This is a genomic window from Clostridium tepidiprofundi DSM 19306 (genome assembly GCF_001594005.1).
Classification (GTDB): Bacteria; Bacillota; Clostridia; order Clostridiales; family Clostridiaceae; genus Clostridium_AC; species Clostridium_AC tepidiprofundi.
This window is the reverse complement of sequence record NZ_LTBA01000020.1, coordinates 1-24,303: the sequence shown is the minus strand read 5'-3', so window position 1 is coordinate 24,303 and position 24,303 is coordinate 1. Positions and strand designations below refer to the sequence as shown.

Below are 24,303 nucleotides of genomic sequence, written 5' to 3'. Positions count from 1 at the left end.
AGTCAGCGATATATCTGCGTTTTGATGCAATATCCAAAAATTTGCTGTGCCTCTGAGGAAACATTTGGAGGTGAAACTTTGTTATGGAATTGGAAAATATAAAAGGAAGAACGCATATTATAAAGGCATCAACAAACATTGGTGTATATGTGTTCGACAATAAAAAGTGTATTCTTATAGATACAGGTTTAAGTAAGAATTATGGTAAGAGAATAGACAGAGTACTTAAAAAAGAAAATATTGAACCGAAATATATCATAAATACTCATCATCATATTGATCATAGTGGTGGCAATCAATATTTTTGTGATAATTATGAGAAAGCTTTGGTATGCGTTTCCGAAAAAACGTCGACACACTTAAAATATCCTTATATTGGTACAGCAGTGATTTGTTGTGGAAGTCCCATAAGTAAATTTGAAGATAATAAATATCATAAAGTAGATATGATTTTGGAACCTGGTATACATAAATTTCGCGAAAACAATGGTATACATAAATTCTATGAGCATGAATTTAATATAATTTCTTTAGAGGGACATTCAGAGGATCAAATAGGTATAATTACACCTGATAATGTATGTTTTTTAGGTGATAGTATATTTGGCAGCGAAGTATTGAAGAAATATTCGTTTCCATATCTCTATGATGTAAAAAAGAGCATAGAATCACTAGAATACATAAAGAATATTGATGCTGATTATTTTGTTATAAGTCATTCAAAAGATGTATTGAATAGAGAAGAAATACTTGAATTGGCTGATGAAAATATTAAAAATATCAACAATTATATAGAACAGATACTAGAATTTTTACATGAGCCTATGACTAGGGAAGAGCTTCTTGCGAAAATAATGTATACAAATGGACTATCGTTTAATTTTAAGCAATACTATTTTAATTTTTCAACTTTAGCATCTTTTATAAGCTATCTTTATAATGAGGGATTGATAAAGCATTTACTAAAAGACGAAAAGCTTTACTTGTGCCTCTGAGGTACTTCCAAACTTTGGGTGTATAGCTGAAGTTAGCAGTTTAGCTATAGTTAAATACGATATCCAGAAATTTGCTGTTCCCCCGAGGTAGACCCAAAATTTGGGTCTACCTCGGGGGAATAATATTTGTTGACAAATTTAAATTAAAAGAATATAATACTTGTATACGCATATTGGTATATATAAATACATGGTTATATACGTGTGCGTACTTATATATAATATGTAATATATAATTGTGTATGTAATCATATTGCTACATGCTTATATTATTGCTACATTATTGCTACGGTCTACATAGGCACTTGAAGGAAAGAATAAGTTAAATATAGATTCTATAAGACTCCCACTTTTATAAGTGGGAGATTGAAGCGTTTTGATTCAGGTGTAGTAGAGTTTCCACATGGAGTCCCGATGTTTTGCTTTAGCAAAACGAGTTGACTTATGCTGACTATGTGTATAAAAGAAAGGAGAGAGAAATTGTGAAAAAACTTATAGATTTTTTTAAACTATTATCAGATGAGACAAGACTTAGAATAGTAGTATTACTTGCACAGCATGAACTTTGTGTTTGCGAGATATGTGGTGTTTTAGGACTATCACAACCAAAGGTATCAAAACATCTAGCAAAACTTAGGGATATGGGATTTGTAAGTACTGAAAAAAAAGAACAATTTGTTTTTTATAAATTAAATGTAGAAGATAAAGTGATTAAAAAGCTTATAGATGACATTAAAAATCAAGTAGATGAATATACTCAGCTGGCTATTGATAGTAGACGATTAAGTGATAAGGATATGTATCTAAACCAGTGTAAAGTAAAGTGAAGTAATGTAAAGTTATAGATTATTATAGAAGCGCGAGTTTTGTAAAATTGATAAAGAAAGGCAGGTGAAAATCCTGATTTTACGGTTAATGATGTACTTGCAAATTTTTGATAAGTATAGTTTTAAAATTGAATTAAGTATAGTTTTAAAATTGAATTAAGTATAGTTTTAGAATTGAATTGAGTATAGTTTTAAAATTGAATTAAGTGTAGTTTTAAAATTGAATTTGGAAAGAAATTTTTAAATCAAAGTACATTCAATTAATCCAGAAATCAGGAATAATAAATGAAAGATAAAAGAAAAATGTTATTGGTGCTAGGATTGATGGCATTCTTAGCTAATGGAGATAATTATGCAGCAGCACCATTATTAATTAATATTTCAAAGGACTTAAACATTACAGTTAGCACAGCAGCGCTATCAGTAACTGCATATATGTTATCTTTTGGAGTTTTTACATTGCTATTTGGGCCTTTGTCAGATAGATTTGGTAAAGTTAAAATTATCAATATAGCAGCCATGGGAACAGCAATATTCAGTACATTAGGTGCATTTGCATTTAATTTACCATCTTTGATATTTTTTAGGGCAATGAATGGTGCGTTTGGTGCTGGTATATTTCCCGTTACAATGGCATTAGTAGGACAAAGTTTTGATAATGAAAATAGACAAAAGGCTCTTGGAAAAGTAATGGGATTGATGTTTTTAGGAGGGGCTACAGCTACTGCAATAGGAGGAGCGTTGGCATATGCAGGTTCATGGCGTTTGGTTTATTTGGTATATGGAATTGGAGAACTTGTGCTTGCAATAGTAATGCTTAAAATATTAGAAAGAGATAAGCCAGTTGTTGAAAGATTGAGTTTTATTTCTGCATACAAAGGAGCATTTGCAAATTACAGATTTATGCGACTGGTAATGACAATTTTCTTTGTAGGATTTAGTGTATTCGGAAGCTTTACTTATTCAGGGAAATTGCTTCAAGAAATCACAGGTTACAATATACTTGTAGTTGGATTGATACTTTCAATATTTGGTATAGGAACAGTTATTGGAGGAAGGATTGCACCAAAAGCTAAAATGATTCTTAAACATGGATTTTTAGTTTCAGCGGGTGTTATTGGTTCAATATCGCTTTTCATACTTTCAACGTACGAAAACATTTGGATTTTAGTATTTGGATTTTTGGGTTTCGGTATTGCATTTATTTTCCTACAGTCTACACTTATCGCAACAGCACAGGAGAAACTTCCTAAAATGAAGGGAACTGCAATGTCGTTAGCTTCATTTAATATGTTTGTTGGTGGAGCGGTTGGAACTTCTATAAATGGAATTGTAATGAAAAATTATGGTGTTTCAAGAATATTTTACAATGCATCATTTGTGCTATTGGGCGTTGGCTTATTGGCAGCAATTTTTGTGGCTAGATTTGAAATATAAGATTCCTCAGAGGCAGACCCAAAATTTGGGTCTGCCTCTGAGGTGCATCCAAATTTTGGAGCTACCTCAGAGGAGACAAAAAGATTTTGTTCTTTCATGTTTAGGATTGTTAAAAATTTCATTTGGAGTTCCATCTTCTAAAATTTTTCCGTTATCCATAAATATTATTCTATTTGAAACTTCTTTGGCAAATCCCATCTCATGTGTTACTATTATCATTGTCATTCCATTGTTTGCTAATGTTCTCATAACATCTAATACTTCGCCAACCATTTCTGGATCTAATGCTGAGGTTGGTTCATCGAAAAGCATTACATCTGGTTTCATAGCAAGAGCTCTAGCAATAGCGACTCTTTGTTTTTGACCACCAGAAAGTTGTGAGGGGTAGGCTGTTGCTTTATCCTTCAAACCAACAATATTAAGTAATTCTAATGCAGTTTTTTCTGCAGAAGTTTTGTCGATTTTTTTAACTTTTGTAGGAGCAATTGTTATGTTATTAAGTACATTTAAATTAGGGAAAAGATTGAAATTTTGAAAAACCATGCCCATTTTTTGTCTTAGCTTGTCTACACTTATGTTATGAGTATCGCTATTGTTTTTGGAGTTTGTCCAAACCGTATGAGTCTTAATCTTACCAAGAGTACTGGTTTTTACATTATTATGATTGCTGGTTATAGAAATACCTTCAAAGGTAATATCACCTGAAGTTGGATGTTCTAATAAATTCAAGCACCTTAGAAAAGTACTTTTACCTGAACCACTTGGTCCAATAATTGCAACTATATCACCTTTTTTAATATCTACATTTATATTTTTCAATACATGAAGTTTACCAAATTTTTTATTTAAATTGCGAACTTTAATCATTTAAATTCAACCTTCTTTCACCGATTTTAATGAATTTTGATAATGTAAAAGTTATTAAGAAATATATTATTGCTGAAATTATCAGTGGAGAAAATGGTTTGAATGTGATTCCTCTTACAGTATCAGCATTAAACATTAGCTCATGTATACCGATGACAGATACTATTGCTGATTCTTTTATAATTGAAACAAATTCATTACCTATAGCAGGAAGAACATTTTTCAATGCTTGTGGTAATATTATATGAAACATGGCTGTTTTATAAGACATTCCCAAAGATCTTGCTGCTTCCATTTGTCCTTTGTCAACAGCTTGTATTCCTGCTCTGAAAATCTCTGCTGAATATGCTGAGCTGTTGATTGAAAGGGCTATTATTGCTGCCAGAATATCAGAAAAATTATCGCTTATAATTGAGACGCTAGGAAGTTGGATTCCTAAAAGAGGAAGTCCATAATAAATTATATATAATTGTACTAAAAGTGGTGTACCACGAATGAATTCTATATAAGCAGTAGCTAGCGAATGTAGAATAACATTTTTGGATATCCTCATGATTGCAAAAACTATACCTAAAGTTACACCTATAATAATTGTAAATAATGATATTATAAGCGTTATTTTTGTTCCACTTATAAAAAAATGGGAATATTTAATTAAAAAGTTTAAACTCAATTTGATTCCTCCTAAGTTATAATTCATTAAGTCATTTTGAATAAGTTAATTGTTTCTATTGAATAAGTTAATTGTGTCTATTACGAATGAGCAAATTCTAATTAAATTAAATACAATTATAAAATAGTATTTTGCTGTGATTATTATACTTATCAAATTATAAAATTCATATTTTTGTCTAGAGAAGTGTACGATTTTAAGAACTTTGCAAGTATATCAAGTATCATCTAATACATCTTCAATTCGTAATTTGGATTTTTATCTATTCTATAAGACTCCCACTTCTATAAATGGGAGATTGAAGTTTTTGCTTTAGCTGGAGTAGGATCTCCACCTGAAGTTACGATGTTTTGCTTTAGCAAAACGAGTTCACTATAATGATTTTTACTCATCTAAGGTTATCAATTATCTTCGGCTAATTTTGTCGAATTTACTATAAAATTGCTAATTTTATTATTTTTAATCAATCGCTCTAAAGTGTTATTAATAGAATCTAATAATTTTGCCTGTCCCTTTTTAATGGCTATTGCAACACCGTCTTCTTTTCCAAGATTTATATTGGCAACTTCTAAATCATCTGATGAATTTGCATATGCTGTAGCTACAGGGCCTTCAAGAATAATTCCATCAATTTTTTTACTCTTTAGTTGGAGTACCAAATCAGTTATTTTACCTAATGATACTACATTAGCACATTGAATCTTTGTTTTAGCTATTTTTTCTTGAATGGTCGATTTTTGTACTCCAATATTTAAACTCTTCAAATCATCTATTGATTTAAATTTGTTGCTATCTGATTTTCTTACAAGAAATTTTTGTTCTGCTTGATAATAATTACGTGAAAAATCGACAGCTTTTTTTCTTTCTTGACTTGGTGTCATTCCGGCGATTATAATGTCGATTTTGCCTGTTTGAAGAGACGGTAGTAATCCTTCAAATTTCATATCCTTTATTTTTAGCTTAACACCTAAATCAGAAGCGATTTCTCTAGCGATATCCACATCAAAGCCTATAATTTCATCTTTGCCATTAATTATCTTGTGAAATTCATAAGGTGGATAATCAGCAGATGTTCCTAAAACCAATACTCCTGACTTTTTAATTTGTTCCACTTTATTACTGATTTCAGAAGAATTGATGCTTGAAGTAGCAGTATTAGTTTTGTTAGGATTGGTACTACTAGTATTTTCAGTGGTGCTACTATTGCTTTTAGTATTATTTGTTTTATCAATTTTGCTAGTTTGTCCACAACCAGTTAGTCCTAGTGGAAGTAATGTAATTGATGCAATTGAAATAATTAAAATTGTTAAAGTTAAAAAAAACTTTTTTAATTTGTGTGTAGTTTTCATGGTAAGCAATCCTCCTCAATTTTTATTCATTTTACAAGATTCCCACTTCTATAAGTGGGAGATTGATTGAATCTTTTGCTTTAGGTGGAGTAGAGTCTCCACCTAAAGTCCCGATGTTTTGCTTTAGCAAAACGAATTCACTTTGTTTTGATCAATTTAGCAAGTCGCCTACTTCTATAAATAGAAGATTATAAGTAGAAGTTTGAAGCGTTTGTTTAAGCTGAAGTAGAGTTTCCACTTTAGCCCTCTATACCTTGTTTTTGTAAGACGATTTTACTTATTAATTTTACAAAGTAAGACTCAGTGTAAGATTCAGCGTTTTTAATCGAGACTCAGTAGTTTACTGAGACTTTTGTTTTTGGTGAAATAAAATATCTACATGAAGTCCCGGAGCTGTGCAATAGTAAAACGAATTCGTTATTGCATAATTATACATAATAATTTATAAATATGCAATAAATATTTTTGACAATTATGCTTTGAAATTGTTATAATATTAATAAAAGCTAGAAAAATAGCAGTGCGAGTGTGAAAAATACATATAAATACTATAAAAAAATATGAATAATAATGAATATTTATTCATGCGATATGCATAAATAGTTATACATAAATAGTTATACATAAATAGTTATACATAAATAGTATTATTTAAAAATGTTCAATTCGAAATGTGTTTTTAGATATGCAATATTTATATTTAATATACATATATTTTGGATTAATCTTAATGGTATTTAGTGATTGTAGGAAATTACAACCATATTTAATATACATACTATAAATGAGCAAATTCCAATCCATTAAATGTAAAATAACATTTTAGTACGATTTTCAATCATTATCTAATACAGGAAAACAGTAAATTTCAGTATTACAAATTGAGTTGTCAAGTCATTTATAACTTATTGTAATGATTTTTGCGCATTTAAATATACATATATTTTGGATTAATGTTCACCATAAGAATCGTTACACACTGCATTTTTTTGTTGTAATATGTGTAATAAAAATCTAAATTATCAATTGAAGTTAAAAACCTTCGATTCGTAATATGCACTATAACTATTTACTATCATATATTTTGCATTAATATTCACTTATAAAACTCTCTGCATACTGCATTTTTTTGTTTTAATATATATGCTAAAAATCTAAATTACGAATTGAAGTTAAAAACATATATTCTTGACTAAGGTGTATAAATAATATATAATACTTTCAAACAGTAAAGTGGTAAAATGATAAATCGATAAAGTATAGAGTATAGAGTATAGAGTGCAAACCAAAAAAACAGCAACAAAGTGAAAATAGCATAGTATATAAGTTAAATATTTAAAAGTTTACAAAAATACAAAGGAGGCGTAAAAATGAGAAAAATATTTTCAATTTTAGTTACTTTTTTCATTGTATTAGTAATGTTATCAGGATGTGGAACTTCAAAAACTAAATCACCAAAGGATGATTCTTTAAGTAGAATTAAAGAAAAAGGAAAAATTATAGTAGGTCTTGACGACAATTTTCCACCGATGGGCTTTAGAGATAAAAATAATGAAATTGCAGGTTTTGATATAGATCTTGCAAAAGAAGCGGCAAAAAGAATGGGATTAAATGTCGAATTTAAGCCTGTAGAATGGGATGGAATAATTTTAAGCTTAAAAAATAAAGACATAGATGTTATTTGGAATGGATTAACAATTACGGATAAACGTAAAGAGGCAATTGGTTTTACAGATGCATATTTGAAAAATAAGCAGATAATTGTCGTATTAAGTGGATCAGATATCAAAACTAAAAAAGACTTAGGAGGTAAAATTGTTGGTGTTCAAATGGGAAGTAGTAGTGAGGAAGCATTGGAAAGCGATAAAGAGACATTAAAGACATTAAAACAAGTGAGAAAATATTCCAATAATACAGAGGCCTTACTAGATTTGAAGTCAGGTCGTTTGCAAGCTGTTGTAGTTGATGAAGTTGTTGGAAGATACTATATTTCGAAAATGCCTAATGTATACAAAATATTAAAAGAAGATTTTGGAGCTGAAGAATATGGAGTTGGATTTAGAAAGGAAGATAAGAGCTTTGGACAAGCACTTGATGAAGCGCTTAAGGCGATAAAGCAGGATGGGACTGCAGAAAAATTATCTAAAAAGTGGTTCGGAGAGTCTATAATTGAAAAGTGAGCCAAGTTAGAAAAAACACCAAAGGCGGCAGATTCTAGGTTCGGAGAGTCTATAATTGAAAAGTGAACGAAGAAGTTCGGTAAGTAGGAAGTATGGAATAGGATGTTTGAAAGTCATAATTGAAAAGTGAAAAAGTAAAAAAGTGAAAAAGTGAAAAAGTGAAAAAGTGAAAAAGTGAATGGACAAGTTATCTATGAGATTTTAAAGATTTTTTTAGTGATTTGAAAGTGTCTAGTGAATTCGTTTTACTAAAGCAAAATAGCGGTATTTCAGGTAGATATTCTACTCTACCTGAAGCGAAAGTTTCAATTTCCCACTCATAGAAGTGGGAGTCTTATAAAATCAATAAAGATATATTTGATCTGAATCAGAAGGAAAAAGAACTATTTTTAACTGATTTAAAAGAGCCTAATCTTATTATTAAGTAACAGGTTTATCTGCTAAATTAACGATTTTACTAACTTTAACATTGAGCAATCCTATTATTATGTGACGGGAGTGATGTATTTGCAAAATTTAATTGATATAGGAATTTATATATTAAAAGGAAGTGTGATTACATTTGAGCTGTTTTTTGTAACTATTATTTTGTCGATTCCAGTCGGATTTATATTTTCATTAGGCAAAATTTCTAAATTCAAAATATTAAGAGTTATTTTAAGTGCTTATACATGGTTTTTTAGGGGAACACCCCTTTTATTACAGTTATTTTTCACATATTTTGGCCTTCCAGCGATAGGGATAAAATTTTCACCATTTACTGCAGCTGCAATAACTTTTGTACTAAATTACGCCGCATATTTTACAGAAATATTTAGGGCGGGATTGAATTCTATAGACAAAGGACAATATGAGGCGGCGAACGTTCTAGGAATGAATTATTTTCAAACAATGGTTAGGATAATAATTCCGCAGACATTTAAAAGAGTAATACCTCCCGTTTGTAATGAAGGAATAAGTCTTGTGAAGGATACGGCGCTAGTGTCTGTAATAGGGATGGCTGAAATATTAAGAAATGCAAAGGAAATTGTAACAAGAGAATTCATAATAACTCCATTTATTGTTGCTGCAGTAGTTTATCTTTTAGCAACAACAATTCTCGTTAGTTTATTTAATCATTTAGAAAATAAATATTTGAGTTATGAATAACGGTATAAATCGAGGAATTTGTAGGTGGGTGATATTGGTATGGAAATACTTAAATTGAGAGATATTGATAAATATTATGGTGATAATCAAATATTAAAAAATGTAAACACAACGGTTCGAGAAGGGGATGTAATTTCTATCATTGGTCCATCGGGTTCAGGGAAAAGTACATTATTGAGGTGTATTATTGGATTAGAAAAAATAAATAGAGGTTTAATTGAAGTAAATGGAAAAGTTATAGCTGGTTTTGATGAAAATGGCAAGAAAATAAATATACCAAAGCAGGTTGTAAAAGAAGGATATATGAATATGGGAATGGTTTTTCAAGATTTTAATCTATTTCCACATAAGACTGTCCTTGAAAATGTTATTGAAGCACCATTAATAGTGAAAAAAATGAGCAAAAAAGGTGCAGTAACATTAGCAAAAGAACAGCTTGATAAAGTTGGATTGTTAGATAAAATAAATAGTTATCCTTCACAGTTATCAGGTGGACAAAAGCAAAGAGTGGCTATAGCACGGGCACTTGCTATGAAACCTGAAATAATATTATTTGATGAACCTACATCTGCATTGGATCCAGAATTAGTAGGAGAAGTTTTAAATGTAATTAAAGAACTTGCCTTAGAAAAAATGACTATGCTAATAGTGACTCATCAGATGGATTTCGCTCGAAAATTGTCGGATAGAATCATTTTTATGGACAAGGGTTCAATTTTAGAAGATGCTCCACCAGAAGAAATATTTAATAATAGCTCAAATACACGTATAAAAGAATTTGTAAATAGTATATTGGTATAGGTAAATAGGTAAGCAGGTAAGCAGGTAAGCAGGTAAGCAGGTAAACAGGTAAGCAGGTAAACAGGTAAGCAGGTAAACAGGTAAGCAGGTAAACAGGTAAGCAGGTAAACAGGTAAGCAGGTAAACAGGTAAGCAGGTAAACAGGTAAGCAGGTAAACAGGTAAGTGTAAATGACAAATTACCAAATTTTTCACCCCAGGGGTGAAAAATTTGGTAATTAGTATGTTGCATAATTATGTTGTATAGTTATACATATGATATGGACAAGTTATTGACTTTTGCAAGTGTATTAATTACTGTGAAAATCAATGCAGAAGCTAAATTTGAAGTTGTATTATCTTGGTCAAATCTAGGGGAAACTTCTGCTATATCAAAGCTTATTACTTTATTTGATTTTAAGATATATTTAAGAAATTTTAATATTTTTTCTGGCTCAAGTCCAAGAGGCTGTGTTGCACTAACACCAGGTGCATATGCTGATGAAAATACGTCGGTACATATGGTTATGTAAATATGATCTTGTAACTTAATGAAATCGTCTAATTTTTCCAGTATACTCCAATCATCATTATGTATAACATCATTTGCCAATATATATTTAACTCCCAATTTATCAGCGGTTTTAAAAAGACTGACAGTATTACGATGTTTTTGAATTCCAATTGGAAGATACGAATAAGGTATACCTTTATTTTGGCATATATCTGCAATTTGTTTAAACATTGTTCCAGAAGTACCTCCATTTGGATATGGTCTTAGATCGAAGTGGGCATCAAAATTAATTATTCCAAGTTTTGGAGCTGGACTCGAATTTGGATTTGAGTTTAAGGTTGAGTCTAAGTTTGAACTTGAATTTGAGCTTGCATTTGAGCTTGTATCAGAATTTGAAATTGAGTTTGAGCTAAAATTTGAAGATGAAGTTGAAATTGAAGTTGGAGCTGGATTTCCTTCATATAAACAATTTAAATAATTCAAAATACCATTGTAATGACCAAAGGCAATTTCATGTCCTCCTCCAAGAACTATTGGAAAAAGATTCAAACTTAATATTTTTTTAACTGCTTTCGATAGCAATGCCTGACATTCTTCTAAAGATATATTTTCACAATATATATTTCCTGCATCAAAAAGTTTAACTTCTTGCGAGAAACGGCAAGGAAGATTTGCTAATTCTTTTCTTATGCTTCTAGGGCCTTTTGATGCACCTGTCCTACCTTTATTACGTCTTACACCTTCGTCACAGCAAAATCCAATAAAAGCAAATCCTAATTTGCCACTAAAAGGAACCAAATCGTCTTTCCTAAGATCGATAAATTTAACCCACTGATGCCATCTAAATGCATCAAAATCATCTTCACTATCAATTCTACCTTGCCAAACTGATTTATTTGCAATTTTATAATTTGTGTTAAACATAGCTATTTGCTCCTTTCTTTTTTTGCCTCAGAGGGAGAACCAGAATTTGTATGTACCTCAGGGGAACAGCCAGATTTTGGCTGTTCCCCTGAGGTATGTCAATTAACGTCCCCCAAATAGATTTTTGTTTTTTTGTCTGTATGTAATTTAGGAATTATATCTTTCAAAACAGATGGATAAATTTTATGATTTTTTAATTCACTTATTTTTAACCATTCTGTTCCTAGTTGCATATTATCTGGGATATTTCCCATGGTAGGGATATAATCTTTGTTTATTTCACATTCAAACATGAATTCAATTTGATGCACGTCCATATCATATTCAGCAAATTCGTGATTTTTACCTATATATTCTCTTATCAAAAGCAAATCTTTAATTGTGATTTCGGCAGTGCCACCTAATTCTTCTTTGCACTCTCTTTTAAGAGTTTCAATGAAGGTTTCTTCAGGCTCCTGTCCACCACCAGGTAAAAGGTAGAAAATACCCTCAGAATTTTTTAGTTTGATAAGCAATATTTCATCATTTTTTATTATTATCGCTTTAACTGAATTTCTAATTGGATTCATAAGTATCAGCCCCTTATATCTTTTTTTCATTATACCATCTTTGTATGTTCTTTGCACCACTCCTCTGAGGAAGACCCAAATTCTGGTTGTGCCTCTGAGGTGCACCCAAAATTTGTATTCACCTCAGAGGTGGTGATTAAAATTTAAATAAATGGCAATAATTATAAAATGAAACAAAAAAACAAATAAATAAATAAATTGAATAAATGAGGTGATTAATGTGGTTACTCCTAAAAGAATATGGTTTCCAGGTGCTACTTATCATATAACAGCTAGAGGTAATCGAAAACAAGAGATTTTTAGAGATAAACAGGATTTTATTGTATATTTGGCTATTTTAAAAGATTGTTTGGAATATTATAAAGACGATAAGTACGAAATAATAGCTTATTGTTTAATGACTAATCATGTCCATATATTAATAAAAACTACTGTAAGAGAAATAAGTGATTTTATTCAACGTTTACATTCAATGTATGCACGATATTTCAATAAGAAATATAATTATGTTGGGCATCTATGGCAGGATAAATTTTATGCTGAATTGATAAAAAGCAACAAACAAATGCTAGATACAAGTAGATACATACATCTAAATCCGGCAAAGGCTAAGATAGTTAAGAAGCCGGAGGAATATAAATGGAGCAGCTATGCAATGTATATAGGTAAGAGAGAAGAAAAAATCATATCAACTGAAATGGTTCTATCACTTTTTGAAGAACTCACCTATTATGGACAGAATGACAACGATTATGGGAATAACAAAGCTCATAAAAAAGCTCGTAAAAAAGATCATAAAAATAACCAAAATAACAATGAGTGCATGAAAAGAGAAAGAGAATTGTATAGGAGATATGTTGAAACTTACTTTGAAACTTCCTCAGAGGTGCAACCAAAAAATGGTTGTACCTCTGAGGAAGACCCAAAAAATGGCTGCACCTCTGAGGCACAATAATCTCTGAGGCGCAATAAGGGGGCTAGGTGAATATACTAATATGAAGGAGGTGGTACTATGGCGATTTTATCATCGGATTTCAGTGTTGATATTTCACCTAGCCAAATAGGAGCGGTTATTGGAACAGAAAAAACAATAAAACTTTTATTTTCAAATACAAGTTCAACAGAAAGAGCGTACAACTTGACAGTGGAAGTAACATTGCCAGATGGCGTTTCGTATGTGAATAGTTCTATTGTACCCACATCTGTAACAATTTCTACAGGAGAAGGTGGGGACGGAACTATAGATTTAAAGTGGATAAATATCAAAGATTTAGCACCGAATGAATTGGATTTCAATATTGAACTGACATTAAGAGCAGATGAGACTTTTAGGAAAACTGGAGAACAAGTACAATTTGACGAAATACTGCATGATGTAGTTGTGAAAGGGACTGTAGATACGCTTCCGAGAGGCGACTATGATGTTGAAAACGAAAAAATATCAAAATCTATATCAACTGGATTTATGGCACTAAGATATGATATTGAAAATACTGCACCGGGTAAAATGCCAAAAGGGGCAGGAACTATTTTATCTGATGGGTCAGAAGAAACACCACCTATGTGGATATTTCAGTATAAATTAAAAATAACAAACAATAGCATTAGCGAATCTCAAGTAACAATAATAGATAATTTGCCTAATGGTGTTAGGTATTTGGGACAATTAAGTGTAACAGGTCCTGATGAGGAAATGCTATCTAGTCCAAGCGTTATAACACCAAAAATAGAAACAACATCGAGAACAGAAACAATATCAACATCAGAAATAACATCGATAGCAACATCAAGATCAATGTCAGAAATGATACTAGGATCAGAAATAACATCGATATCAGAAAGACAATCTAGAACAGAAACAATATCAACATCAAAATTAACACCAGCAACATCGCCACCACAAGAGTTTGAAATCACTCAGAACTTTGTTACCCTTAACTGGGAAAATGTAATACTGTCTCCAAATTCAGTTAACGAAATCACTTTCAATGTAGCGATTTGGGACAACTATACTGAAAACGGTATTGAAAATTCAGGTATAAGAATACCTCATCAAACTCCTTTACAAGCAGAAGTTGAATTAAATGGGGAATCTGGACCTGTTAATGCGAATGCAATAACGAATGCGATGGATGCTGTGATAACAAAAAGAGTGGACAGTTCGATAACCGATGTTGGGGAAATAAATAGATATACACTTGCATATAAAATCAATCAATATGACAATGTTGAAGATTTTACAATTACAGATACGATAAGCAATGGACAACATTACAATATAACATCAGCAACTACTTCACCAACAACAATTAACACTAATTTAGATGGTACAACTGAACTCATATGGGAAATGGGACTACAGCAAACTGGCACTGCTGGAGCTATAATATTTTCTTCAACAGTAGATGAAAATTATTCGGAAGGGAACCCAGTATGCTCAGGGGACACGCTCAACAATAATGTAAGTATTCAAGGCACAAATCAGACATCAATGACTCCAACTCCAGACAGTTCATATGTAAACGTAGAAATTAAATTACCAACAATAACAAAAGAAATAATAAATTACTATCACAAAGATGGAACATTGAAACAAATTGAAACTGCTGCACCAGGTGATGAAATAGAATTTAGGATAACTTACAGTTCAAAAGGTATAAATGCATCTCAAAAAAACATTGAAATTGATGAATATGCTCCATTAAACATGGGACCTCTCACTGAGAATATGGAAATAGTGTATGGTGGAAATTTAGAAGGAACATTTTCACCGATTACGGTTTCGCCGAATGGACTGAGATGGATGTTAGGTGCAAGTTCAGAAGATACAAGTCCAGAAGGGATAGAAGATACGGAAAGTATAAGATTAGAAGAGATAGAAGGTATAGGAGGTGCAAGCTTAGAAGGAATAGAAGAGATAGCAGATACAGAAGGTACAAGTTCAGAAGATACAAGTCCAGAAGGGATAGAAGATACGGAAAGTATAAGATTAGAAGAGATAGAAGGTATAGGAGGTGCAAGCTTAGAAGGAATAGAAGAGATAGCAGATACAGAAGGTACAAGTTCAGAAGATACAAGTCCAGAAGGGATAGAAGATACGGAAAGTATAAGATTAGAAGAGATAGAAGGTACAGAAGGTACAAGCTTAGAAGGAATAGAAGAGATAGCAGGTATAGAAGTTGCAAGTTCAGAAAGTACAACTTCAGCAGGCACAGAAGGTACAACTTCAGAAGGTACAGGGGAAGGTACGGAAGGTACAGAAAGTGTAGAAGGTGCAAGCTTAGAAGGAATAGAAGAGATAGCAGATACAGAAGGTACAAGTTCAGAAGATACAAGTCCAGAAGGGATAGAAGATACGGAAAGTATAAGATTAGAAGAGATAGAAGGTACAGAAGGTACAAGCTTAGAAGGAATAGAAGAGATAGCAGGTATAGAAGTTGCAAGTTCAGAAAGTACAACTTCAGCAGATACAGAAGGTGCAAGTTCAGAAAGTACAGGAGAAGGTACGGAAGGTACAGAAAGTGTAGAAGGTGCAAGCTCAGAAGGAATAGAAGAGATAGCAGGCACAGAAGGTGCAACTTCAGAAGGTACAGGGGAAGGTATAGCAGATACAGCAGGTACAGTCTCAGAAATCAGTATTGACTCAACCACAGAAACCAACAATACAATTCCAGGCAATGTAATTTGGACAGCAACATTTAAAGTGCCTGTTAAAGAAATTGATTCAACAGGATTCAAAAACAATCTTGCAAAACTTTCAGGCGAAAACACAGCAGGACTTGGATACAGTGCTAGAGACCAAGTAGAAGTAGACTTCGGACAGCCTAATATTCAACTTACTAAAGAAGTGAGTGGGCCAAATATCAACTCAATAAAAGCAGGTGAAACCTACACCTATTCAATAACAATATCAAATCCACAAAATCAATACAATAATGTTGTAGAAGCTTTCGAAATGGATTTATCAGATATTATACCAGAAGGGTTGACTTATAACGGAAACTACAACATCTCAGGTGCTGGATTATATGATGAGCCTATATTTAATGGACAAAATGTAACTATGACTATAAAAAAATTAGCACCAGATGAAGAAATAACACTTAGATATGAAGTAACTGTTGATGATACCCTTGGATGTGGACAGATATTCGAAAACAATGCTATTTTGCAAAATCCGTACTCCCAGCTTGATAGATCATACCAGTATCCTGGAGGACCATTAACAGCTTCAGCAACATTAAAATCATATTCACTTCAGATAACAAAAATAATTAACCCACAACAAGCTAAAATAGGGGACATTGTAAACTATTCAATTCACGTAATTATTCCGCAAGGAACAAATGGTTACAATGTTAAGGTTACGGACAACTATCCTTATAATGAGCAATTATTTATAGAAGGTAGTGCTAAAAAAGATGGTAACCCAATCACGCCTACTATTGATGAAGGAAATATAATATTTCCAATGATAAATCTAATTGATGCAAAAACTTCGCAAGTTGAAATTGTATATGATTTTGACGTCAGAGTTACAAATGCAGAACACACTACCCCATATATCGATTCTCAGCTGAATATGGCAAATGTAACATGGAATGCAGATATACAGGGGACAATAAATCTCTCTGCCACTTATGTAGCATATTTGGATGTAAAAACTCCGCACCTAATAGGTACAAAACAGCAAAGAAATATTACTAAATCAGGAAATTTTACAACTAATAGCATATCATATGATGTAGGAGATGTAATCGAGTACAAAATCACAATAACCAACGATGGAGCAGAAAAGGCATTCAATTCAGAAATAACGGATGTAATTGATAATCTACTAAATTATGAACAAGCATCTGCTATAGCAAGCATTGGCACGGTAAATGAAATGAGCGGTACAATCATATGGAATATTCCCGTTCTTAATGCAGGTGAACAAGCAACATTGACATTCAGAGTTTTAACATTAACAGGTGTAGCAGCGGGGACAATAATAACTAACAATGCTTCATTTATTTACAATACTAATGATAACGGCTTTGGAATAGAATATGGACATGAATCGACAAATAATGCGAAAATAATAGCTCCTTACGTGAGTATCAATAAACAAGTATCCATAGATAGCGGAGAAATAGGAGACGATGTAAACTACACAATAACTATAGTGGTTCCATATGGAACGATTGCATATACTCCTTTAATAATAGACGAATTGCCAATAAATCAATCATATATTGGACCAGCTTCAATACAACAATTGCCAGGACAACCGGAAGAAATCACACCTTTTATCACAGGAAAACCGACTACAGGCCAACGTGTAGAATTTCCTATAAATCCTAATATTGATGCATCTGAAGAGGAAATAACTATAATTTATTCATTTGTAGCTAGAATAACCAATGCAACCCATGAAGAACCTTACCAAGAGGTGCAAACAAACACAGCGAAAGTTTCATGGGCTATAGAAAATGGAGGAAGTTTAATAATAACAAGGAGTGACACTTCAAATATAATAGCTAGGACACCACATTTAAGCATTATAAAGGAACAAAAAAATGTATCAAGAGGAGAGGAATATTCAACTGAGCCTACAACTGCACTTCCAGGAGAAATTATATACTATAAATTAACTGTAAATTCGGATGGTGCTTCAACTGCATTTAATATAAATTTGGAAGATATCTTAAATAAATATGTGGAATTCGGTGAAATAATAACTCAACCTTCTTATGGAAATGTTACTATCGATGAATCTCAGGCATCAACCAAGCTAACATGGAATATATATCAACTGGAAAATATGAATTCTTCTTTTGTCGAATTTTCTGCAACAGTTAAAACAGGAGTTGGAGCTGGTTCTGAGCTACTAAATAATGCAACTTCAATATACGATTCTAATGATGTGAATTATATAACCTATGAAGAAACATCGAATCAAACAAAAATCAACATTCCACGACTTGAAATAACAAAAACTGCAAGTGTGATTTTATCTGACGAGATGAGCCGACTTAAAGTGATTGAAAGTAGTAACACAGAAGAAAGCATGTCAACTGCATTGTTTAGGGCAGTTAAAACTAGTAAAAATGAGAATAGTACCTTGATTTCACTAAATAGAGCAATCGAAACTAGCAATGCGGAGAATAATGTTTTGTACACTGCATTACACAATAGCTCAGTAAAAGCAGTTGAAGTTAGTAACAATGAGAATAGTAATCTAACTTCATTGATTAGGGGCATTGAAGGTAGCAATACTGCAATTGCAGCGATAGGAGATATAATAGAATATACTGTGAATATAATAATTCCCCAGGGTACAAATGCCTACAATATTGTAATAAAGGACAATATACCTTCAGGTCAAGAATATATTGCTGATAGTTGGACACCAGGAAATATATCTATAACAGGAAATGAAATAACATTTACCGATACAATTTCTCCACGTATAGGTCCTGCAAGCATTATCTATAAATTTAGAACAAAAGTTAACAATGGTACAATTGTACCACCTTATACTGAAATCCAAACCAATAATGTAAATGTAACTTGGAAAACTGAACAAACAGCCGAAGAAACACTATATGTTACAGACAGCACCTATGTTGAAATAAAAAATCCTCATTTAACAATTCATAAAGAACAAAGAAATGTAACCTTTGGGCAGAACTTTACAACTGATGAAATAACGGAAGTATACCCAGGGAACATTATAGAATACAAAATTACAATAAATAATGATGGTGCAAACACTGCATACAATATAATAACAACAGATGACTTGGAACCAGACTTGACGTATATTGGACTGGTTCAACCAGCGCCACCTGGAACTGTTTATCAATCTGTTCCACTAGGTGAACCAGACGGTGTAGTAACTTGGAATGAACAAACGATAGAAGTAGGAGAAACAAAAATTTTAAGATTCTTAGTAAAGGTTAATTCGGGTACAGATACAACTACAAGTGCAGATACAGGTATAGATACAAATTCAAGTACAGATATAAGTACAAGCACAGATACAGATATAAATTTAGTTACAGTCACAAGTGTAGATATAGAGGCAGACTCAGGTACAATCACAGATGTAGATACAGATATAACTACAAGTACAGATACAGATATAAATTCAGATATAGTCACAAGTGTAGATACAGGTATAAATTCAGATACAGATTCAAGTACAGTTACAAGTATATATGCAGATGTAGATTCAAGTACAAGCACAGATAAATATACAAATTCAAGCATAGATACAGGTATAAATTCAGATACAGTCACAAGTGTAGATATAGATATAGACTCAGGTACAAGCACAGATATAAATACAAGTATAGGTATAGATTCAGATATAGATATAGACTCAGGTACAAGCACAAATGTAGATACAGATATAAGTACAATCACAGATGTAGATTCAAGCACAGTTACAGGTACAGGTACAGATATAAATATAAGTACAGGTATTGCACCAGGAAAGACAATATCAAATAGAGCCTCCGTTATTTACAATACTTCAAATATAAATGTTTTTACTCTAGGTCCTGAAACATCGGAAGAAAATAAAATAAAAATAGTATTGCCTACAATTAAAAAGACAATAATAAACAACACGAGCGGCAGCAGAAATACAAATAATATAAGTAATACAAGCAATACAACAAGCAATACAACAAGCAATACAGACCCAAACACCATAAACAGCATAAATACCATAAGCACTATAAGCAGCACAAGTATTGTTGGAGATGAATACAACACAGCAGATTATGATAATACCACGGTTACAGCTATTGTTGGTGATGAACTAATATATACTATTGAAATCAATATACCAAAAGGAACTACTGCATACGATGTTCAAGTTACAGATATATTGCCAAATGGACAAAATTATGTACCGAATACTCTAACAAGAAATGGTGAAATAATCACTCCATCGCCAACGCTCAGCTTTCCAAATGAGGGGACGGTTCATTCGTCAGATAATAAAGTTACAATAATCTACACTTTTCGAGCAATAGTTACTTCAATTAATACAACCCCTCAAGAAGCTCAAACGAATACTGCAAAGCTGACATGGCATTATGAAGAAGGTGGAACGACAGAAGGAGTGCTAACGGACAGTAAAACTATCTATGTAACGGACAGAAAAATAATAGTATACAAAGAGCAGAAAAATTTTACTGAAAATGAACAATCTGAATTTACTACTGGAACAATAAATTGTATGGTTGGGGACGTGATATATTACAAACTAACCGTATCAAATCCAGATTCAAATAATACAGTATATAATGTTGTAATAATTGATAGCTTAGATATCAGATTAACATTTGATAAGGTAATAATACCGCCAAGCATAGTAGGAAATATTACTTTCGAAGGAAGCTTGGACAATAGAAATGTTATTTGGAAAATAGATTCAATTCCACCTCAAACAACGTACAGTGCAATTATTGCAGTATGTGTTACTTTCAATGAAGGCACAACAAGATCAATCTTCAATAAACTAGTTGGCGAATTTACAGTGATATATGATACAACAGACATTATTTATAAATGCGAGGAATCTAATACCACAGAAATGCTATTACCATATATTCTAAAAGAACTGTTTACGTTAGGACAATCTCAGCAAGCCAGCATAAGTCATGTAGGACAAGAAATTAGGCTGGATGTAAAATTATCAGGAAATATTGAATTAACAAAGGCTTCTATTATAGGAAGAGTTAGAGATGAAAATAACAACCCAATTCAAGGGGCATTAGTAAAAGTATTAGACTACGCTCATAATCCGTTATATCATGCATTAACAGATGAAAATGGATGTTATTCAATAACAGGAATAACACCAGCGGTTTGTTTACACGTTTATGCTGCAAAGCAAGGATATATATTAGCAAAATATAGAACAATAGCATTAGCACCAGGACAAACTTCATGTATAAATTTAATTTTAAGTATAGACCCAAATGCTCAAAAAGCTACAATTTCAGGACATGTTACTGATGAAAATGGTAATCCTCTAGAAAAAATAACAGCAGAGTTAATAAAAATAGAAAGCAGTAGCCAAAGCAGTAGCCAAAGCAGTAGCCAAAGCAGCAGGCAAAGCAGCGATCAGGAGAGTGATGAAGCACAAGAAGAAAGTGAAATCTTAATAGGAATAACCTATACTAATGAGTATGGACAGTATATTTTCACAAATGTTGATATGGGAAATTACATCATAAGAACATCAGGAGAAGGATATAAAATAAACACATCAGAAGTAATAATCGACACACCAGGCTCTATAATTAACTTAAATATAAAAATGCAAATAAATCTAGATACAGCTGCAGGAACCATAAATGGAATAATAAAAGATTATAAAGGAATACCAGTACAGAATGCAGTCGTTATACTTTATGAAGTACAAGGAACACCAGAGTCACCAATATTGATTCCTATAAGATATACAAAAACAGGAATAAATGGTGCATATCTATTTGGTAATGTTCCACAGGGAAAATATATAGTAAAAGCAAAATAAAATAGATGAAGGACAAACTTCCTCTGGACAAACTTCCTCTGAGGTGCAGCCAAAAAATGGTTGCACCTCAGAGGAAATAAAAAGTAATTGTAAAATAATCAAATTTATAGAGTATTAATAGTATTAATAAATAATATGTTATAATATTATAATTAAAGGAAGAAATGGAGGGGGATTTATGCAAGACGAAATGACACTAGATTTGAGAGAGGTTGTTGCTATCATTAGAACTAGGATGAAATTGATTGTAGTTATAACTTTTGTTTTAACGATTATAAGTGGCATATTGAGCTTTTATGTAATAAAGCCTACATATGAAGCTAGGACAAGTATTGTAATAGGTAAAGATGTTCAAAAAAGTTCAGATGGCTATAGTAGTAGTGATGTTGTAATGTATCAAAAGTTAATAAAAACATATGCAGAAATTGCAAAAACAAGTGATGTAGCTATTGATGCAATAAAAAGTATGAGAAGTAATTTGAGTGATGAAGAAGTAAAAAAAGAAGCAGCTGAACTTCAAAAAGCTTCGAAGATTACTCCTCAAGTAGATACTCAAATACTTGATATAAAAATACAAAGTAAAAACCCTGAAGAAGCGAAAAAAATGGTTGATGCATTGACAATTTCATTTATGAAAGCAGCAAAAAAAATATACCCTAAGGGGCATATTGAAATCATGGATACTGCTAAGGTACCAAGTAAACCTATAAAACCGAACAAAAAATTAAACATAGCAATAGCATTTGTTTTAGGATTGATACTATCTATTGGTATAGTATTCTTACTTGAATATATGGATAATACGATCAAAACAGAAGAAGATGTGGAAAAATTACTGAAAGTACCTGTAATAGGGAATATTCCGCATTATCAGTCTTTATAAGGAGGGAAAGTGATTGCTTATAGTAGAAAAAAACCCAAAATCATATATTTCAGAAGCATACAGAACATTAAGAACAAACATTAAATATTCATCTTATGATGATGAAATAAAAAGTATTTTGATAACAAGTACTTCGCCATATGAAGGTAAATCTGTTACAGTATCAAATTTAGCAGTAAGTATGGTACAAGATGGTAAAAAAGTTTTGATAGTTGATTGTGACCTCAGAAGGCCTACGATTCATAAGAAATTCGGTATATCTAATCTTAATGGTTTGTCAAATTATTTAGTTGGTGAAATATCATTTGAAGATGCAATAGTAGAACGTGGCGAAAATTTATACATAATGTCGTCTGGAATTGTTCCACCAAATCCATCTGAAATGTTATCATCAAATAAGATGAAAGAGTTTTTGAATTTTAAAAGAGATGAATTTGATTTGATAATATTAGATAGCCCTCCTGTGTTAGCAGTAACTGATGCCCAAGTTCTATCCACAATGGTAGATGGAGTTATTTTAGTTGTAGAAAGTGGGAAAACAGAAAAAGAAGCTTTAGTTAAATCTAAGGAGCACTTAGATAAGGTTAAGGCAAATATTATTGGAGTTGTAATAAATAAAATTCCAGTAAATAAGGGTAAAGGCTATGGATATTATTACTATTATTATTATGAACACGAGAAGGATTACAGAAAAAGGAGGAAGAGAAGCGTAAAATGATAGATATGCATTGTCATATTATTCCTGGTATTGACGATGGACCAAAAGATATAGAAACTTCTATAGAAATGTTAAGAATAGCAGAAAGGGTTGGTATTAAAACTATAATTGCCACCCCTCATTTTTACAGAAATTTTTATGAAATAGAATACGAAGAGGTAATAAAAAGAACGATTGAAATGAACAATATAGTACATGGAAAAGGAATAAACATAAAAATATTGCCAGGGCAGGAGGTGTTTTTGGATAAACATACAGTAGATTTGTATGAAGAAGGTATAATAGGAGGATTAAACAATTCAAGATATTTGCTTGTAGAGTTGCCATTCGACAAACCTCCTAAATATGTTCTCGACATAATATACGAGTTCAGAATAAGAAATGTAGTTCCAGTTATAGCACATCCAGAAAGATATAGCTATGTTATAAAAAAACCATCAATATTAAATGATTTTATAGAAGAAGGATGCTTATTTCAAATTAATGCTGGTAGTTTACTGGGCAAATTCGGGAAGAATGTATATAAAACAGCAAAGTTATTAGTGAATAATGAAATATGTGATGTAATAGGCTCTGATGCACATTCTACAAAAATAAGAAGCCCAAAATTGCTTGCAGAAGCAACCGAAATGCTAAAAAATCGTACGATAATTTGTGAAAATACTGTAATTAACAGTAAAATAATGACTGATAATAAAACTATTATTAGTAAACACGAGAAAATTAAAGCAAGAATAATATTATTCAGGTAACAAGAATATAAATTCAATAACTTTAAATGAGCAAAAATCATTACAATAATTTACAAATGACTTTACGACTCAATTTGTAATATTGAATTTTAATGTTTTCCTGTACTAGGTGATGCTAGAGAATCGCACTAAAATGTTATTTTACA

General features: G+C 31.8%; 16 protein-coding genes. 11 read left to right on the top strand and 5 right to left on the bottom strand.

Annotation, left to right across the window (positions count from 1 at the left end):
* The first annotated feature begins 83 nt into the window (after positions 1–83).
* The 3 genes from CLTEP_RS08760 to CLTEP_RS08750 all read left to right on the top strand — a co-directional run bounded on the left by CLTEP_RS08760 (position 84) and on the right by CLTEP_RS08750 (position 3,259).
* Entirely contained in the window at positions 84–995 is a 912-nt protein-coding gene (locus tag CLTEP_RS08760) for an MBL fold metallo-hydrolase (protein WP_066825578.1), read from the top strand.
* 482 nt (positions 996–1,477) lie between these two features.
* The gene (locus CLTEP_RS08755; RefSeq protein ID WP_201786605.1) at positions 1,478–1,822 is read left to right on the top strand and encodes an ArsR/SmtB family transcription factor; all 345 of its coding nucleotides are present in this window, start codon (positions 1,478–1,480) and stop codon (positions 1,820–1,822) included.
* 285 nt (positions 1,823–2,107) lie between these two features.
* Positions 2,108–3,259 (top strand): MFS transporter, encoded by a 1,152-nt coding sequence (locus CLTEP_RS08750; protein WP_066825575.1) that lies wholly within the window; start codon positions 2,108–2,110, stop codon positions 3,257–3,259.
* 66 nt (positions 3,260–3,325) lie between these two features.
* Here CLTEP_RS08750 and CLTEP_RS08745 read toward each other — a convergent pair whose 3' ends face one another.
* From CLTEP_RS08745 to CLTEP_RS08735, 3 genes are all read right to left on the bottom strand, one after another.
* Positions 3,326–4,126 (bottom strand): amino acid ABC transporter ATP-binding protein, encoded by an 801-nt coding sequence (locus tag CLTEP_RS08745; protein ID WP_066825570.1) that lies wholly within the window; start codon positions 4,124–4,126, stop codon positions 3,326–3,328.
* Positions 4,119–4,799, bottom strand: a complete 681-nt coding sequence (locus CLTEP_RS08740) for an amino acid ABC transporter permease (protein WP_153016307.1) — start codon at positions 4,797–4,799, stop codon at positions 4,119–4,121. Before CLTEP_RS08740 ends, CLTEP_RS08745 begins: the two co-directional genes overlap by 8 nt.
* A 401-nt stretch (positions 4,800–5,200) precedes the next feature.
* Positions 5,201–6,148, bottom strand: coding sequence for a transporter substrate-binding domain-containing protein (locus CLTEP_RS08735; protein ID WP_153016306.1), 948 nt, complete (start codon positions 6,146–6,148; stop codon positions 5,201–5,203).
* Between the two features lie 1,370 nt (positions 6,149–7,518).
* Between CLTEP_RS08735 and CLTEP_RS08730 the strand changes: the two genes are divergently transcribed.
* The 3 genes from CLTEP_RS08730 to CLTEP_RS08720 all read left to right on the top strand — a co-directional run bounded on the left by CLTEP_RS08730 (position 7,519) and on the right by CLTEP_RS08720 (position 10,278).
* Positions 7,519–8,328, top strand: a complete 810-nt coding sequence (locus CLTEP_RS08730; protein ID WP_066825565.1) for an amino acid ABC transporter substrate-binding protein — start codon at positions 7,519–7,521, stop codon at positions 8,326–8,328.
* A gap of 507 nt (positions 8,329–8,835) precedes the next feature.
* Positions 8,836–9,477 (top strand): amino acid ABC transporter permease, encoded by a 642-nt coding sequence (locus tag CLTEP_RS08725; RefSeq protein WP_066825562.1) that lies wholly within the window; start codon positions 8,836–8,838, stop codon positions 9,475–9,477.
* 45 nt (positions 9,478–9,522) lie between these two features.
* Complete coding sequence (locus CLTEP_RS08720) at positions 9,523–10,278, top strand: amino acid ABC transporter ATP-binding protein (RefSeq protein ID WP_201786606.1); 756 nt, start codon at positions 9,523–9,525, stop codon at positions 10,276–10,278.
* Positions 10,279–10,524: 246 nt separating this feature from the next.
* On the opposite strand, the gene CLTEP_RS08715 is transcribed toward CLTEP_RS08720, so the two are convergent.
* The gene (locus tag CLTEP_RS08715; RefSeq protein ID WP_242863899.1) at positions 10,525–11,694 is read right to left on the bottom strand and encodes a formimidoylglutamase; all 1,170 of its coding nucleotides are present in this window, start codon (positions 11,692–11,694) and stop codon (positions 10,525–10,527) included.
* A 98-nt stretch (positions 11,695–11,792) separates the two neighbouring features.
* Complete coding sequence (locus tag CLTEP_RS08705; RefSeq protein WP_066825604.1) at positions 11,793–12,263, bottom strand: NUDIX domain-containing protein; 471 nt, start codon at positions 12,261–12,263, stop codon at positions 11,793–11,795.
* A gap of 220 nt (positions 12,264–12,483) precedes the next feature.
* Here CLTEP_RS08705 and CLTEP_RS08700 point away from each other — a divergent pair, with 220 nt between their 5' ends.
* From CLTEP_RS08700 to CLTEP_RS08680, 5 genes are all read left to right on the top strand, one after another.
* Positions 12,484–13,218: an REP-associated tyrosine transposase gene (locus tag CLTEP_RS08700; protein WP_066825559.1), complete on the top strand. Its 735-nt coding sequence runs from the start codon at positions 12,484–12,486 to the stop codon at positions 13,216–13,218.
* A 57-nt stretch (positions 13,219–13,275) separates the two neighbouring features.
* On the top strand, positions 13,276–21,804 hold the full coding sequence (locus CLTEP_RS08695) for a carboxypeptidase regulatory-like domain-containing protein (RefSeq protein ID WP_066825556.1): 8,529 nt from the start codon (positions 13,276–13,278) through the stop codon (positions 21,802–21,804).
* Positions 21,805–21,982: 178 nt separating this feature from the next.
* Positions 21,983–22,687, top strand: a complete 705-nt coding sequence (locus CLTEP_RS08690) for a YveK family protein (protein ID WP_066825554.1) — start codon at positions 21,983–21,985, stop codon at positions 22,685–22,687.
* Positions 22,688–22,700: 13 nt separating this feature from the next.
* Entirely contained in the window at positions 22,701–23,405 is a 705-nt protein-coding gene (locus CLTEP_RS08685; RefSeq protein WP_066825553.1) for a CpsD/CapB family tyrosine-protein kinase, read from the top strand.
* Complete coding sequence (locus tag CLTEP_RS08680; RefSeq protein WP_066825551.1) at positions 23,402–24,157, top strand: tyrosine-protein phosphatase; 756 nt, start codon at positions 23,402–23,404, stop codon at positions 24,155–24,157. Before CLTEP_RS08685 ends, CLTEP_RS08680 begins: the two co-directional genes overlap by 4 nt.
* Positions 24,158–24,303: the final 146 nt, after the last annotated feature.